Origin of the sequence: Pseudomonas sp. MM211 (assembly GCF_020386635.1) — a bacterium.
GTDB lineage: Bacteria > Pseudomonadota > Gammaproteobacteria > Pseudomonadales > Pseudomonadaceae > Aquipseudomonas.
Genome location: NZ_CP081942.1, coordinates 4,445,038 through 4,461,093, shown reverse-complemented (window position 1 = coordinate 4,461,093; position 16,056 = coordinate 4,445,038). Strand labels below are relative to the sequence as shown.

The 16,056-nt window shown below is 58.1% G+C and carries 14 protein-coding genes; 8 read left to right on the top strand and 6 right to left on the bottom strand.

The window, feature by feature from the left end; genetic code table 11:
• Nucleotides 1-156: 156 nt before the first annotated feature.
• On the bottom strand, nt 157-1,500 hold the full coding sequence (locus K5Q02_RS20540; RefSeq protein ID WP_225833712.1) for an MmgE/PrpD family protein: 1,344 nt from the start codon (nt 1,498-1,500) through the stop codon (nt 157-159).
• Between the two features lie 114 nt (nt 1,501-1,614).
• Complete coding sequence (locus tag K5Q02_RS20535) at nt 1,615-2,574, bottom strand: LysR substrate-binding domain-containing protein (protein ID WP_225839798.1); 960 nt, start codon at nt 2,572-2,574, stop codon at nt 1,615-1,617.
• Nucleotides 2,575-2,911: 337 nt separating this feature from the next.
• On the opposite strand from K5Q02_RS20535, the gene K5Q02_RS20530 reads away from it, so the two are divergent.
• From K5Q02_RS20530 to K5Q02_RS20500, 7 genes are all read left to right on the top strand, one after another.
• The gene (locus tag K5Q02_RS20530) at nt 2,912-3,943 is read left to right on the top strand and encodes a quaternary amine ABC transporter ATP-binding protein (RefSeq protein ID WP_042553953.1); all 1,032 of its coding nucleotides are present in this window, start codon (nt 2,912-2,914) and stop codon (nt 3,941-3,943) included.
• A 47-nt stretch (nt 3,944-3,990) separates the two neighbouring features.
• Nucleotides 3,991-4,947, top strand: coding sequence for a glycine betaine/L-proline ABC transporter permease ProW (gene proW, locus K5Q02_RS20525; protein ID WP_225833710.1), 957 nt, complete (start codon nt 3,991-3,993; stop codon nt 4,945-4,947).
• 52 nt (nt 4,948-4,999) lie between these two features.
• Nucleotides 5,000-6,013, top strand: a complete 1,014-nt coding sequence (proX, locus tag K5Q02_RS20520; protein ID WP_225833708.1) for a glycine betaine/L-proline ABC transporter substrate-binding protein ProX — start codon at nt 5,000-5,002, stop codon at nt 6,011-6,013.
• 31 nt (nt 6,014-6,044) lie between these two features.
• Nucleotides 6,045-7,106 (top strand): GlxA family transcriptional regulator, encoded by a 1,062-nt coding sequence (locus tag K5Q02_RS20515; protein ID WP_225833707.1) that lies wholly within the window; start codon nt 6,045-6,047, stop codon nt 7,104-7,106.
• A 95-nt stretch (nt 7,107-7,201) separates the two neighbouring features.
• Nucleotides 7,202-8,521 (top strand): NAD(P)/FAD-dependent oxidoreductase, encoded by a 1,320-nt coding sequence (locus K5Q02_RS20510; protein ID WP_225833705.1) that lies wholly within the window; start codon nt 7,202-7,204, stop codon nt 8,519-8,521.
• A gap of 73 nt (nt 8,522-8,594) precedes the next feature.
• Nucleotides 8,595-9,497 (top strand): dihydrodipicolinate synthase family protein, encoded by a 903-nt coding sequence (locus tag K5Q02_RS20505; RefSeq protein ID WP_225833703.1) that lies wholly within the window; start codon nt 8,595-8,597, stop codon nt 9,495-9,497.
• A 1-nt stretch (nt 9,498) separates the two neighbouring features.
• Nucleotides 9,499-10,989, top strand: a complete 1,491-nt coding sequence (locus tag K5Q02_RS20500) for an aldehyde dehydrogenase (RefSeq protein WP_225833701.1) — start codon at nt 9,499-9,501, stop codon at nt 10,987-10,989.
• 114 nt (nt 10,990-11,103) lie between these two features.
• Here K5Q02_RS20500 and K5Q02_RS20495 read toward each other — a convergent pair whose 3' ends face one another.
• From K5Q02_RS20495 to K5Q02_RS20485, 3 genes are all read right to left on the bottom strand, one after another.
• Entirely contained in the window at nt 11,104-11,430 is a 327-nt protein-coding gene (locus tag K5Q02_RS20495) for an AzlD domain-containing protein (protein WP_042553960.1), read from the bottom strand.
• Nucleotides 11,427-12,167, bottom strand: a complete 741-nt coding sequence (locus tag K5Q02_RS20490) for an AzlC family ABC transporter permease (RefSeq protein WP_225833699.1) — start codon at nt 12,165-12,167, stop codon at nt 11,427-11,429. Before K5Q02_RS20490 ends, K5Q02_RS20495 begins: the two co-directional genes overlap by 4 nt.
• A 412-nt stretch (nt 12,168-12,579) precedes the next feature.
• On the bottom strand, nt 12,580-13,938 hold the full coding sequence (locus K5Q02_RS20485; protein WP_225833697.1) for an FG-GAP repeat domain-containing protein: 1,359 nt from the start codon (nt 13,936-13,938) through the stop codon (nt 12,580-12,582).
• A gap of 203 nt (nt 13,939-14,141) precedes the next feature.
• Here K5Q02_RS20485 and K5Q02_RS20480 point away from each other — a divergent pair, with 203 nt between their 5' ends.
• The gene (locus tag K5Q02_RS20480; protein ID WP_442964022.1) at nt 14,142-15,038 is read left to right on the top strand and encodes a LysR family transcriptional regulator; all 897 of its coding nucleotides are present in this window, start codon (nt 14,142-14,144) and stop codon (nt 15,036-15,038) included.
• Between the two features lie 92 nt (nt 15,039-15,130).
• Here the strand turns inward: K5Q02_RS20480 and K5Q02_RS20475 are convergent, their stop codons facing one another.
• Nucleotides 15,131-16,030: a LysR family transcriptional regulator gene (locus tag K5Q02_RS20475; RefSeq protein WP_225833693.1), complete on the bottom strand. Its 900-nt coding sequence runs from the start codon at nt 16,028-16,030 to the stop codon at nt 15,131-15,133.
• Nucleotides 16,031-16,056: the final 26 nt, after the last annotated feature.

The following is a 16,056-nucleotide window of genomic DNA, read 5'->3' as shown; positions in this document are numbered from 1 at the left end:
TTTGAAAACTCATGGCAAACGCCGCCATCGCTATGAAAGCTTTCGGCGGCGGGCAGGCCGGAGACACCCTGCGGCGCAGTGATGCATGCTCGGAGCGTATTACGCCACCCGTGGCGCTACAAACGACATTTCAGACGGGGAAAGCATGATTGCAGGTTATTGATCGTGCGGCCGGAACAGTGGCGCCAGAGCATCGATGGCCGATGCCGACTGCTCCAGTTCCTTTATCGCCGACTTCAACTCCAGGCACGTTTGGTGACTGAGATTCACACCGGCAAACAGATCGAATTTCATGTCGATGTCTTCTGAGGTCATGGGGCGCTCGGGGTCACCCAATGCGGCTGTAATGGGTGACTCCAGCTGTTCTCCGCTCTTCAGTGCAACGAGTACGCGGGAAAGAATTTCCTTCGGGAAGCGTGCCGAAATATCTGCTGACTCTACGATTTCGATGCGTTCACTGACGGCGAGAATGTCTGGCGCGGCGATGGCTGCGCCGGTGACTTCAACTGGGCCGACCTTGCCGCGTGCAATGAGCGCCGCCAGTGGAAAGGCGAGGGCGTACTGGGCTTCGTCGGCGTTGCTGGGACGGTGGCCCTGCAGGCACATCGACTCCCAAAAAGTTTCCACACGAATCGATTCGACGTTGTCAGCACAGATTTGCGGGTGCTCGCGCATCAGCTCGCTCATGGCGGTGAGGGCGGGCTGAGCCCAGCGGCATACGGGCCAGGGTTTGAAGTACTGCGCGTCTATTTCCCAGCGGCTGCCCAGATCATCCCAGTAGGGTGCTGCACTGGCATCTTCGACTGTCTCGGCCGGAGCGCCGGTTACGCCCTCGCGGGCCATCAGCAATGCGTTCAACCCAACGAAAGCCCCGGAACCATGGGCATCACGCAGCATGGTCGGGTGCTGAACCACACGCATCATCGGGCAGCGCGCGCTGAAATACTCGGCGATTCCCAGTGCATGGCGGAAGGTGGTTTCATCGAGCCCCATCAGGCGTGCGCCCGCGCACACCACGCCAATGGCCGAAAAACCACCTGAGGCATGGTAGGTCGGAGAGGTGGATATCAGTGATACACCAGCACGCAAGCCTGTTTCATAACCGACGCAGAGTGCTTCGAGCAGTTGCCTGCCAGTGATCGGCTGGCCCTGCGCATGCAGCGCGTCAGCCAAGGCCAGGATAGCTGGAACTACCGTTGCGCCCGCGTGGCCCTTGGACGTGAAATGGCCTTCGTGGGCATCCAGGCTATCGGCCGTGAAGCCGCCAGCCCAGCCGGCACCCAGAACACTGACCTGGGTGCCATCGAACGGCAACCGACTGATGAACGCTCCGCCGGGATAGTGTTGGCGAGCGAAGCGATAGAGCGTCTGGCTGGTCTCGTTGGTTACCGCCCCGGCCATTACCCCAACGATATCGAGCAGGCTTTTTTTCAGTATTGCCTGGGTATGAGCAGGCAACTGGGAAAACTCAAAGTCACGGCAGAAGATGTACAGCGACATGCGATGGCTCCTTTTGAGCTCTGCTCGGGCAATATTCACCCCGCAGACAGTGGCCCAGCGCGTAGTCGTACTCTAGCGACATTTTCTTCGTGCAAAGGATAACCGCAGGTCAGGCTAGCGGCGTGCGAAGTGGCCCAATATCCATTGCTGAAAACGCCGCACGGCATCGACGTCTTCGGCTTCTTCGCGAATAGAAAGATAGTGACGGCTGTTGCGCAGCTCTACTTGCGACTCGATGGGGCGTACCAGCAGGCCCTGTTCGAGCAGTGCCTTGACCAGATGATTCCAGCCCAGCGCAACGCCCTGATGAGTGAGCACCATGCTGATGATCAGGTTGTAGTCGTTGGCGCTGAAAATCTGTGGGCTTGTCGCTGGGCGCTCATCGAGATTGATGCCCTGAAACGCCAGCCATACGCCCCAGTCGACGTGCTCCGCTACCTGCGAGCGTCCGTAGGGACTCAGGTTGAGCAGCAACGAATCACGTACGCCCTCTAGCGTGCAGAGCTGTGGGTTGCGCTCCAGATACTGTGGTGAGCACACGGGGTAGATGACGTCGTGGAACAGGGCAGTCCTGCGGTATCCCTCGCCGACCTTGGGCAGTTTGGTAATGAAAATATCCGGCTGTACACCGGGTTCCATGACCAGGAAGTTCTGAGTCGTGATCAGGTTCAGTTCGATGTCGTTGTGCTGGGCGAAAAAATCCGGGAGGTGCTGCGACAGCCACAGCGCCGAGAACGCGGGTGAACAGCAAACCGTCAGCATGCGTTTACTGGCTTGATTACTGCGGATGCGCTCGGCGGCCTGGGCGATGTTGACGAACGATAACTGTGCGGCATCGAAGAAAAGCTCGCCGGCGCTGGTGAGCTGCACCGCCCGACCAACACGGTCAAACAGTTGGGCGCCTAGATAACCTTCAAGCTCTCGAATCTGCCGGCTGATTGCGGCTTGCGATACGCACAACGCTTCTGCGGCACGCGTGAAGCTTTCATATTTTGCAGCAGCAACGAATGCCTTTACCGCGCGCAATGAGGGCATTCTGAGGAGTAGGGCATCTGGGTCGGTGTGCTTGGACATTCGAGCCTCGTTAATAACTGCAGTGCCATGCTCAGGGGGCACGGTGCACGCGTGCCGAAGGGTAAGACGCGCAAGCGCGTAGGTCTGTTCTCTACACGACACTCCGGTGGCGTTGAGCGAATGCATAACGCGAGGTTATCAAATTGCCTCTGGAAATGTAGTTGGATTTGCTAGGGGGATGATTATAGTTTTGACGAAAGCCCTACTCCGCGGGCAAACAATAAAAACAGGATATCGTCGTGAATACAGACACTCATTGCTCCTGCCCATCAAGAATTATTCCCTATCACTGTGCGCTGGTTTATGGCGAGCACGTCGGGGTTGAAGGAGGCGAGTCATGAGTGAAACCGATGAAATCATGTCTGTTCGTAATGTTTACAAGGTGTTCGGCTCTCAGCCGAAAATAGCGCTGGATATGGTGCGCGATGGCGCAACCAAGGCAGATATATTTGAAAAGACCGGGCAAGTGATTGGCGTATTTGATGCCAATTTTTCTGTCAGGCGTGGTGAGATTTTCGTCATCATGGGTTTGTCTGGGTCGGGCAAGTCGACCATGGTGCGTTTATTCAACAGGCTCATCGAACCCAGCTTCGGCTCCATCTTTCTCAATGGTAAGGAAATCACCGGCCTTGCTGATAAAGACCTGCTGCAAGTTCGTCGCAGGGACATGGGCATGGTGTTTCAGTCCTTTGCTTTGATGCCTCACATGTCGGTACTCGATAATGTCGGCTTCGGCCTGGAGATAAGTGGTGTTTCGGAAAAGGAGCGCAATGCGCGTTCTCTCGAGGCGTTAAGCCAGGTTGGCCTTGCCGGGCAGGAACATTGCTTTCCGCACCAGCTCTCGGGCGGCATGCAGCAGCGTGTGGGGCTGGCAAGGGCGTTGGCAAACGATCCGGCTATCTTGCTGATGGATGAAGCATTTTCAGCCCTTGATCCTATGATCCGCTGTGAGATGCAGGGTGAACTGATAAAGCTTCAGAAAGAACAAAATCGCACCGTTATCTTTATTTCCCATGATATTGAAGAGGCCGTTCGTATTGGCCATCGCATTGCAATAATGGAAGGTGGCAAAGTTGTACAGATCGGTACGCCACGTGAGTTGTTGAGCAATCCGGTTAACGATTATGTTCGCGCATTTTTCAACGGATTCGATTCCAGTCGAATTCTCAAGGCTGGAGATATCGCCCAAGAAGGCGGTATTGCCTATGAGCCGGGCCGACAGCCCTCGCTGAAGGCCGAAACTCCGCTCAACGAGATCTTCCATATTGTGGCGCAGGCCGCTTTGCCCGTTCCGGTAGTTGATGAGGCTGGCGTCTATCGGGGAAGTATTTCTCAAGGCCGCTTGCTGAGTTGTCTTGGCGGAAACTAAACCTGCACTACGTAAAGTAAGCCGTTGTTGAGGCTGAGGTACAGCTCATGTCCGATTTTAGTTTTCTCGACCCGTTCAAAACGATCAATGTTCCAGTAGGGACATGGGTGGAAGATGCACTTCGTTATTTGGTGCATAACTTTCGCGATGTATTTCGCTCCATTCGCTGGCCTGTCGATCAGGTGCTCGATGGTGTCCAGGCAGCGCTGATGTCGGTACCGCCTAGCGTATTCATCATCCTGGCGGGCCTGATCGGCTGGCAGGTGGGCGGACGCCGAATCGGTGCGCTGATGGTCGTCATGCTCACTGCCCTGGGATTGATCGGCGTATGGGGCGACGCCATGGTCACTCTCGCGCTGGTTCTGACCTCGCTGTTTTTCTGTGCCGTGATCGGTATCCCACTGGGCATTGCCTGTGCACGCAGCGACCGTCTCGAGGTGTTGATTCGCCCAGTGCTCGACGCCATGCAGACCTTGCCCGCATTCGTCTATCTGGTTCCGGTGGTGATGCTGTTCGGCATCGGCAACGTGCCTGGCGTAATCGTCACCATCATTTTTTCGGTGTCGCCACTGGTACGTCTCACCAACCTGGGTATTCGTCAGGTTCCTGAAGACAAAATCGAGGCCGCACGGGCCTTTGGCTGTACGCCTCGACAGATGCTGCTAAGGGTGCAGCTGCCGCTTGCCGCTCCCACCATCATGGCTGGTGTCAACCAGACCCTGATGCTGGCGCTGTCGATGGTAGTCGTGGCGTCGATGATTTCCGTCGGTGGTCTGGGGCTGATGGTACTGAGTGGTATTGGCCGGCTCGACATGGCGCTGGCGAGCGTTGGCGGTATCGGATTGGTACTGCTGGCGATTTGTCTGGATCGTTTCACCCAAGCGCTGGGTGAGCGCAGTCAACACCTGACTACCGGTCAGCGCTGGTACCACAGTGGGCCGGTCGGGCTGGTGGTGCGGTTGAAGAAGAAAAAGAAAGACGTTGCACAGCCTTTAACTCATTGAACTTGCCTTTCCTCTAATTAAAAACATCAGCAGGTGACTCATGAATTTCTCCATGTGCAAGAGAGCTATCGTTGCCGCCATGACCGCTCCGGTTATCGGCATGATTCTGGTATCCGCCGCTCAGGCAGCCAACCCGGACAAACCCGGCGAGGGGGTATCGGTCACGCCTATCTTCCCGACCATCGCCGAAGAGCGTTTTCGCGGCGAAATAGCTATAGCGGGGCTCGAGGCGCTTGGCTACGAGGTCAAACAACCGAAAGAGACTGACTACCCAGCATTGTTTCTGGCGCTGTCTTACGGCGATGCAGACTTCACCGTGCACATGTGGGAGCACCTGCATGCTGCGTTCTACGCCAAGGCTGGCGGCGATGACGTGATGACTGCGGTCGGTGACGTGATGCCCGGGGTATTGCAAGGCTTCATGATCGACAAGAAAACCGCCGATGCCCACCACATCAAGGACGTGTCTGACCTCAAGAAGCCAGAAATCGCCAAACTCTTCGACAGCAACGGTGACGGCAAGGCAGATCTGACCGGCTGCAACCCTGGTTGGGGTTGCGAGGTGATCATCGAGCACCAGCTCAAGGCTTACGGCCTCAACGATACCGTCACCAATAACCGTGGCTCTTACTTCGCCCTGATGGCCGACACCATTTCTCGCTATCAGCAGGGGCAACCGATTCTCTACTACACCTGGGTGCCGCAATGGATCTCTGGCGTGTTGGTGGAGGGGCGTGACGTCGTATGGCTGCCGGTTCCATTCACTTCATTGCCCGACGGCAAGAATGACGTGAACACCACGTTTGATGGCAAGAATCTCGGCGCTCCGATCGACAACGTGAAGGCGGTTCTTAACAAGGAGTTCGCCGAGGAAAATCCGGCAGCGCGCACCTTCCTTTCCAAAGTCCGGATATCCACTGAAGACGAAAGCGCACAGAACCTGCGTATGCAAAATGGCGAGAAGTCACTCGAGGCTATAAAGCGCCAGGCCCAGGAGTGGATCAGTGCTCACCAGACCGAATGGCACAGCTGGCTGAAAGATGCACGGGCAGCTGGACAGCAGTAAGGGCAGAGTTTTCTGGGCAGGCAGGTGAATCATGAAAGACTCCTTTCAAAGCGTACTGAAATCACGAAACCAGGTGTTTGGCGTGGGTGGCACTCCGGCAAGCCGCTGTGTTCGTGTCGCCTTCATCCTGCTTGACCAGTTTTCTCTGACGTCCTTTTCCACTGCACTGGACGCGCTCAATACGGGCACTGCACTCGAGCAGGGTGTCGACTACCAGATCAGTACATGGTCGCTGACTGGTGGTGCCATCTGTAGTGATGTGGGTGTGACGGTTGATACCCAGCGCCTGCCGCTGGTTCGTGTGCAGCACCATATGCTTGTGCTCGTCGGAGGGCACCGCGTCAGGCTGGCGCCAAACGCCGTACTGAGTAAGGTGCTGCGCCGCGCCGCCCTCGAGCGCACGATGATGTGCGGCCTGTGGAACGCTGCATTTCATCTGGCGCAGGCTGGGCTTCTCGAAAACCGGGCCGGTGTATGCCACCCCGATAGTCTTGCGCCGATCAAGGAGTATCACCCGTCTTTGGATCTCGGTGGCAGTGGTCACGCACTCAGCGGCCGCGTTGGCACCAGTGCCGAACCTGGTGCGGTGCTGGACTTGATGCTGGCGGTGATGAAGCGCTGCGCACTGGGGCATACACCGGTGTTCGAGGACGAGATCAAGCGCCTGCACCAGCCGGAGCGTCATCAACAGGATTTGCCCGCCATCTCGAGGCCGAGTGGCAGGTGCCTCCCCAAACCGTTGAGTGTGGCGTTGTCGATGATGGAGGAGAACATAGAAGAGCCGCTGGACATCGAGCTGATCGCTGATCAGGTCGGCGTCTCACGGCGACAGCTAGAGCGTCGTTTCTCGCGTCACCTGAACGCGCCACCGCTGCGCTATTACCTGGAGCTGCGCCTGACTCGCGCGCGCCAGTTGATCGTCCACAGCAACCGCTCACTGACCGATGTAGCACTGGCTACCGGGTTCGTCAGCTACCCGCACTTTCACCGTCGTTTCAAGGATCTGTTCGGGCTGCCGCCGATGGAATTCAGAACCACCTACGACTCGCATTTGAGCCACCACTCGGCTTTCCAGGCACAGCCGAGCACCTGATCACGATAACCAACGAACCCGCTCGCCAGCCAGCGGGTGTAGCTCAGTACGCCCTGCATTCAGGCCGCTTCCTCAATTGCAATGGTTCAGCACTCATGAAAGTTCACGCCTTGCCTGCCGATGACAACAGCTGTGGCTGGTTCCACCTCAGCCCGCCGCGTAAACCCTGTGCCAGCCATCATGGCCACAGTGAGGCACCCTGGGTGGTCATCGGCGCGGGGTTTACCGGCCTCTCGGCAGCTCGGCAACTGGCGCTGAACTTCCCGGATGACGAAGTGGTGCTGATAGAGGCGCAGGAGGTTGGCCTCGGCCCCTCCGGGCGCAACGCCGGCTTTGCAATCGATTTGCCCCATGACATCGGCGCCGAGGATTACATCGGCGATCTCGATATCGCCAGAACCGTTCTCAAACTGAACCTGGCTGGCCAGCGTCTGCTCAGCCAGTGGGTCGAGACCTTTGGTATCGACTGCCAGATGAAGGCCTGCGGGAAGTATCAGGCCGCAGTCGAGCGGCGAGGCCTGGCCGTGCTCGATGCATACCGCCGTGGCCTGGACAAGCTCGGCCAGCCTTATGAAATGCTCAGCGAGCAAGAGTTGCCGCATCACATTGGCACGCACTTCTATCGCCAGGCTTTGTACACCCCGGGAGCGGTGTTGATTCAGCCTTCGGCGCTGGTCAAAGGCCTGGCCGACAACCTGCCCGCGAACGTGACGCTTTACGAGCGCACGCCGATTCTGGAAGTTGAATACGGCACCAATAAAACACGCTTACGGCATGCCGCTGGCAGCATCTCTGCCAGCCGGCTGGTGCTGGCCAACAATTCCTTTGGTCAGCATTTCGGTTTTCTGCACGGGCGCATGCTGCCGATCTTCACCTACGGCAGCATCACCCGCCAACTCACCAGTGACGAACAGGCGCGCCTGCAAGGCAAACCCTACTGGGGAGTCATTCCGGCCGATCCGTTCGGCACCACGGTTCGCCGCACGCCGGACAACCGTCTGCTGATTCGCAACAGCTTCAGTTTCAACCCTGATGGCCGCAGTAACCCCAAATACCTGCAGCGTTTTCTGCAGCGTCACAGGGCCTCTTATGCACAACGTTTCCCCATGCTGCCCAACGTCGATTTCGAATACACCTGGGGCGGCGCACTGGCGATGACCCGCAACCACAACGGCTTCTTCGGCCAGTTGGCACCTAACGTCTATGGCGCTCTGGGCTGCAACGGGCTGGGCGTAACACGCGGCACCATCACCGGTAAGTTGCTGGCCGACTGGCTCGCTGGCGAACGCAATGACTTGATCGATTTCCTGCTGGCCGCTCCAGGCCCCAACGCAAACCCACCGCAGCCGTTCCTGTCAGCAGGGGTCAATCTGAACCTGCTGTGGGGGCAGCGCCGGGCAGGGCGGGAGAGCTGAGGCCAACGTACTGCCGAAACGCGGTGCTCCGGTTCCGCACTATCAATGAATCAACCAGATGGAGGCTCTACCCATGAACTTCGACGGCATCTTCACTCCGGCCATTACTCCGCTGCAGAGCAATGGCGAGATCGACCATGGTGCGTTTGCGGAGGTCCTCGAATACCTGATCGAGGCCAGGGTACACGGCATCGTCATCGGTGGCTCTACGGGTGAGTACTACGCCCATACCAGCGAAGAGCGTATCGCGTTGATCACCCGTGCTCGCGAGGTGATAGGCAACCGCCTGCCGCTGGTAATTGGCACAGGCGCCATTCGCACCGAGGATTCCGTGCTCTTCGCCGAGGTGGCCAAGTCCCAAAAGGCTGACGCCATCCTCGTCGGCACGCCACCCTATGCACTGCCAACCCAGCAGGAAATCGGCGAACACGTGCTCACCGTGGACAAAGCCGCTGGCCTGCCGATCATGCTCTACAACTATCCCGGCCGCATGAACGTGGCCATGCAGCCGCAATTCTTCGACGCCGTGGCTGCATGCAAGAACATTCAGGCGATCAAGGAAAGTTCGGGTGATATGGCGAGCCTGCATCACCTCGCGGTTCATCGACCCAACCTGCAGATTTCCTGCGGTTGGGACGACCAGGCGTTGGAGTTCTTCGCCTGGGGCGCCCGCAGCTGGGTGTGCGCCGGCTCCAACTTCGTGCCACGCGAGCACGTCGCGCTCTATGAGGCGTGCGTGATCGAAAAGGACTTCGACAAGGGCCGCCGCATCATGGCAGCGATGCTGCCGCTGATGGACTTCCTGGAGGGCGGCAAGTTCGTTCAGTCGATCAAGCATGGTTGCGAAATCAGCGGCCTTCGCGCCGGTGGTGTACGGGCTCCGCTCAAGGATATGAGCAGCGACGAAAAAACCGAACTGGAGCGCGTCGTGGCCGCGCTGAAGAAAAACGTATCGCTGATCACTCAGGAGGCCTGACATGACCGAGTTGCTCACCAAACAAGCTTATGCAGACATCGCTGCCAAGCTGAACGTCCGTACCCAGGCCTTCATCGGCGGTGAGTTCCGTGATGCGCTGTCGGGCGAAACCTTCGTCACCACCAACCCGGCAACCGACGAACTGTTGGCCAACGTCGCAGCCTGTAACGCCGAGGATGTAGACGTCGCTGTTGCAGCCGCTCGCGAGGCGTTCGACGATGGTCGCTGGCGACTGCTTTCGCCCGGTGCACGTAAAAGCATCCTTCTGCGTTTCGCTCAACTGCTCGAAGATAACGCTCACGAGCTGGCCGTGTTGGAAAGCCTGGACAGTGGCAAGCCTATTCAGGAATGCCAGAACGTCGACCTGCCGGAAACCGTCAATACCCTGCGCTGGCACGCCGAGTTGATCGACAAGATCTACGACAGCACCGCGCCGGTTGGCTCGGCAGCCATGGCCATGGTCGTGCGTGAGCCGGTCGGTGTGGTTGGCCTGGTGCTGCCCTGGAACTTCCCGCTGCTGATGTTGGCCTGGAAGATCAGCCCGTCGCTGGCCGCTGGCTGTTCCATCGTCGTCAAACCGGCTGAAGAAACCACACTCACTGCCTTGCGCGTCGCCGAGCTGGCCTTCAAAGCGGGGATTCCTGCAGGTGTGTTCAACGTGGTCACCGGTGGCGGCCGTGAAGTCGGTGAGCCCATTGGTCGCCACAACGATGTCGCCATGGTCAGCTTCACCGGCTCCACTGAAACTGGCCGCCTGTTCCTCAAGTACGCCGCCGAATCCAACCTCAAACAGGTCGTGCTTGAGTGTGGTGGCAAGAACCCGGCAGTCGTCATGAACGACGTCGAGGATATCGACCAGGTCGCCCAGTTCATCGTCAATGGCGCATTCTGGAACATGGGCGAGAACTGCTCGGCCTCATCCCGCCTGATCGTCCACGCCGAGGTCAGGGATGCGTTGCTGGAACGCATTGGTGTACACATCCAGAGCTGGAAGATGGGAGACCCGCTGGATCCGGAAAATCGCCTCGGTGCGATGGTCAGCAAGGCGCACTTCGAGAAGGTTCGCTCCTATCTCGATCAGGCGCATAGCGACAAACTGGACATCGTTTATGGCGGGCAGACGGAGAAGAACATCTTTGTTCAGCCGACCGTGGTCAACGACGTGGATCGTCAAAGTCGCCTGTTCCGCGAGGAAATCTTCGGCCCTGTGCTGTCGGTGACCACCTTCACGGATATCGACGAAGCCATCGACCTGGCCAACGACACCGTCTACGGTCTGGCCGCATCGGCCTATACCGGCAGCCTGCGCAACGCGCTGCGCCTGTCACGGGAAATCCGTGCCGGCATCGTCACGGTCAACTGTTTCGGTGAGGGTGACGCATCAACGCCGTTCGGTGGCTACAAGGAATCCGGCTTCGGTGGGCGCGACAAATCGATCTGGGCGCATGACCAGTACACCGAGCTGAAAACCATCTGGATCGATGCGTCGTAGCACGCTCATTCGGCCCAGCGCGGAGCGATCAGGGCATCCAGCATTTGAGTAGTGCTGGATGCCTTGCTCATGGAGAGTAGAGCAGTATTAAGCCGTGCAAATACTGCAACTCCATCACCAACCCAACAGCTCGAGAGCCCACAGCGTCCCCATGCCCGCCACGAGCGTCAGCGTGGTATTGCGTACCTTCCAGGCTATCAAGGTGGCCACGATGGCGGCCGGAATCTGCGGGCTGTTCCATACCACTTCGCTTTGTCCGCCGGGGTATACCACCGCCGGTAAAACCAGCGCGGCCAGCACGCTGGCAGGAACGAACTGCAAGGCTTGGCTGAGAATTGCCGGAATCCTGATCTGGCCATAGAGCTCGAGAAAGGAAAGTCGTATGGCAAAGGTTCCGAGGCCGACAGCCAGGAACAGCCCCCAGAGAAACAAATCGCTCATGGGGCTTCTCGCTCGGCATTGCTGACGCTCGTGTCATCCGCCGTTTGCTGGCGCGTCTTGCTGATCAGCAGCCCCGCACCGATACCGGCTATCGATGCAGTCAGCAGGCCCAGGTTATACGGCATGTTGACTGCCCATACCGCGACCACGCCTGCGACCACAGCAGCGCCAAGGCTTGCCGAATTGCGGATCGCCGGAACCAGCAGAGCCAGAAACGAAAGGGGGATCGCGAAGCTCAGCGACCAGGTATCGGGAATGCTGGTGCCCAGAAAGATGCCGGCCATGACCGAGAGCTGCCAGGACAACCACATGGTCAGCGCCGTACCGGCATAAAAGAAGTGAGCAAAGCGTCCCAGTTCGCCTGATGACAATTTGAGAATACAGGTGGCGTACGACTGGTCGGACAGCATGTAAGACAGAGGCCATGTCCAGCGCCGAGGCAGGTGATGCAGGTAAGGGGCAAGCGACGCGCTGTACATCAGGAAACGCAGATTGATGATCAATGCAGTGAATATGATCGCCACTGGCAAGACATCGTCTTGCAGCAACTGCAGCGCGACCATCTGCGCCGAGCCGGAATAGAACAGCAACGTCATGCCCATCGCCATGCCCGGTGTCATGCCGACTCCGATGGCCATGACACCTGCCAGAAGCCCGAATGGAACCACGCCTGGGGTCAATGGAATGAGCGCACGGACACCTGCCCAAAAAGCGTCTGCTCTTGTTCGGTAGGGCATGCTGGCTCCTCCACTGTGAAAATTGCCGCACGGCAGTTTCCTGGGCGCTGCTACAGCTTCGGTTCGACCCAGGCAGTGCAAAAATTGCGATCGCTTTGGCGATGTCTACCAACCCCCGTGTAGTCGCTTTGTCGGGGGAGGAAGCGGCGGCGTACTGAGAGCACTGCAGTTTCGGATTATAAGAATTCGAGTGGCTGAGGATGCCCCGATGCGCCCAGCCACAACCGCCCATGCTCGACGCTTTAATGCCTCCGAGCGACATCGAGACGTCGCCTTCTTGATGCGCTCACCCAGGTACTCTGTTGCCCGCGCCTTGAACAGCCTTCCACCTGTAGGAGCGGCTTGACGACTCCTGAGACGGACTGCTGTCCTGCCACTCAGGCGCAAGGCGCTACGCAGGTAAGTACACGCTCTAGTTGTGCTCTTTGCTACGAGCTGGCGTCAATCTTTGCTGCGCGGGCAGGGCATCTTGATAGCCTTGTTTATCGGTAAGCAGCAGCCTGGCTTGTGTGCCCCAGCCGCCAATGAAGATGTCGGTCTTGCCGTCGCCATCGAGGTCGCCAGAGCCCATGCTCCAGCTTCGACCAACGGTAATGCCAGGTACCGCCTCAAGCGTGACATCCTTGAAGAAGCCCTTGCCATCATTCTGCCAAGCTCTCAACTGCAGCGGTACGAACCCAGGTACCTGAATCGCGCCGGCGAGAATATCCGGGGCACCGTCGTTGTTGAAGTCGACTATCTTGCCCGCCCAGCTCGAGAAGCGGTGCGCTGGCAGGCGTTGGGTGGTTTCGTCAATGAAGCGGCCTTTGCCGTTGTTGATCAGAAGCCGGGTCTGCGGATCTTTGTCCCAGCCGAAGTTATTGCTCGTAATGTTGAAGAACAGAATGTCATTGAGGCCATCTCCGTTCGCATCGAAAACCTGCACTTCGCGGGTTTCCATCGGCACTTGTAGATCAAGCCGATCAGATGCGTCGGTGAACCGGCCTTGCCCATCGTTGATCAGCAATCGATTTGGATGGGCCGGGCTCGCGATCACCATGTCCAGATGGCCGTCGCCGGTCATATCGGCAAGCGCAATGCTTTCCGTCTGATCATTGCTATCGGGGAGGTGTGTTTTCGTGGCGTCGATGAAGTGCCCTGGGCGCTTCGGATCGTTGAGGAAGAGCAGGTTGCTAGCCGGAACGATCTCCGCGTCTGGCGTGTGCCCCGTTTCGCCTGTACTGCCCACCACGATATCAGGCAATCCGTCGCCGTTTACGTCGCCGACTGCCAATCCATTACCTTGGCTATGTGCCGGGAGACGCTCGCTGGCATCGATAAAACCACCTTTGCCATCACCCAGAAACAGCTGGTGTACCTCATCGGATTCAGCGACGAAAACCACATCCATATTGCCGTCGCCGTCGAAGTCGGCAGCTTTCACATGCTCGTTGTCATGAGGCTCTGTCCCAAAGGCATCGGGCACGTAGGTCAGTCGCCCGGTGCCATCGTTCAAATAGAGCCTGTTAACCCCGTACTCGACTGAAACCACCACGTCCAAATGCCCGTCATCGTCGACGTCGATAAATACCGAGTCGGTAGCGTGAAGACTGGGGGCGATGGGAACATGAGTTGCCGTGGCGTCGACATAAGCGGAGGAGGGGCTCTCGGGAATCAGTATGAACGCGTCGTAAGCGGGGTTTCTTGTTCCGTCCTGAGCTCCCGCAGCTCCCGCCATTACGGTGACTGATGCGAGGAGCGTAATGGGTGATTTTAGAAAGCGTCTCATCATCGTGATCGATCCTCCGCAAGCCATGGCATTGGCACATAGTGAGCAAAGACTCTAACCCGCATGAGCCGCTGTGATTAGCCGCTTGAACACACTTGGACTTATGACGGTAAGTCATAAGTTTTTGCTGGGAGCTATCATCAGTTCTTAGATTCAGGCCGTGGATGACTCGCGGTTTGAGTGGTGGGTATGACGGGGAGTCATTAATCATGCAGGACGAACTTGGCAGCCTGGCGGCCTTCGTGGCGGTGGCGCAATTGAACAGTTTTACTCGGGCCGCTGGGCGCCTCGGGACGTCTCAGTCCGCGTTGAGTCATAAAATCCGTCGCCTCGAAGGCAGGCTCGGCATCCGCCTGCTAAGCCGAACCACTCGCAGTGTTGCGCCCACTGAAGCTGGCGCTCGTCTGCTGGAAACGCTCGGGCCGGCGCTGGAGGATATACATCGGCAACTGGGCGCGTTGACGGGGGCTGCTGACCAGCCGGCAGGTACGGTGAGGATCACCTCCGCGGATCATGCTGCAGAAACCATCGTCTGGCCTGCTGTACACACGCTGCTTTCTGATTATCCCGATCTCAACATCGAGCTCGATGTGGACAATGGTTTTGTCGACATAGTCGCGGAGCGCTACGACGCCGGTATTCGCCTTGGCGCCAACCTGGACAAGGACATGGTTGCCGTTCCGATTGGCCCACCGGAGCAGTTGGTGGTGGTGGGTGCGCCTTCTTATTTCGCCACATACCCCAAGCCCGAAACCCCTTTCGAGCTTTCGTCCCACCGATGCATCAATCGTCGCCTGCCCACCTTGGGCGGCGCATCAACGTGGGAGTTCGCGCGGGACGGCCAGCCGCTGAAGGTCAGAGTATCCGGCCAGCTGTCGTTGAACAGGCCTGAGTTGATAATTCAAGCCGCCATGTCGGGGCTCGGTTTGGCCTGCTTGTTGAGATCGCAAGTTGAGGCGCAGATCAGGGCGGGGAGTCTGCTGCCGATTCTGCAGCAGTGGTGCCCATCATTTGCTGGGTATCATCTCTACTACCCGAGCCGGAGGCAGAATACAGCTGCTTTCCAGCTTCTTGTCGCAGCCCTGCGATACCACGAAAATTAGCGGCTGCAGAAGGACATTGGTGCTAACACGAGGCTGTGATTGAGAGGTGATCGTTGCAGCAACATGCAGCGCTTGAGCGATTAATCCGCGAGTCACGGCGCTTGGTGATAACGCAGCGCGTTGATTACCAGAGTGAGTGCCGGCGAGACCTGACGCCTGCTAGCGTAGTAAATATGGTAGCCGGGGAATGTGGCGCACCAGTCTTCGAGTAGCGGCTCTAGCTCCCCGGATTTGAAGTGCTGCTCCAGAATATCGAATGGCGCATAGACCAGCCCCCGGCCATCAATAGCTGCTCTGATCATGAGAAACGCGTTATTGAAGATGACCTGCCCTTGCACGCGAACACTGAGCTCGTTGCCATCTTTTTCAAATTCCCAGGCATAGAGGCCGCCATAGGTAGGCAGCCGCAGGTTAATGCAGTCGAACTCGGTCAGCTCATGGGGGGAGGCCGGTGGACGTTTCCCCTCCAAGTATTTTGGCGCCGCGCCTATTGCCATCCGCATGTCCGGCGCGATGCGCGTAGCGATCATGTCTTTATCTACGCTGTCGCCAAGCCTGACGCCGGCGTTGAAACGTTGGGCCGCGATATCGGTAAAACCGTAGTCCGCGCTGAACTCGATCTGGATCTCCGGGTACTCCTCCAGCAACGGCAGCAGCCGGGGCCACAGCACGGTTTGGATTGAATGGTCATTTGCCGTGATGCGCACCATCCCGGCGGGCTTCTCGCGCAAAGCGGTCAGGCTCGCGAGCTCCTCTTCAATCTCACTTATTCTCGGCGCTACAGCACTCAACAAGCGCGCGCCCGCTTCAGTGGTCGAAACGCTGCGCGTGGTGCGTGTCAGCAATTGCATGCCGAGCAGTTCTTCCAGCGCGCGCATTTTGTGGCTCAAGGCGGAGCGCGATATACCCAGCTGCGCCGCTGCCCTTGTGAAGCTCCGCTCCCGCGCCGTAGTCGCGAACGCTAACAAATCATTGAGATTGGGCTTTGCCATTGGTGAACTCAGTGCACTAGTGCGTT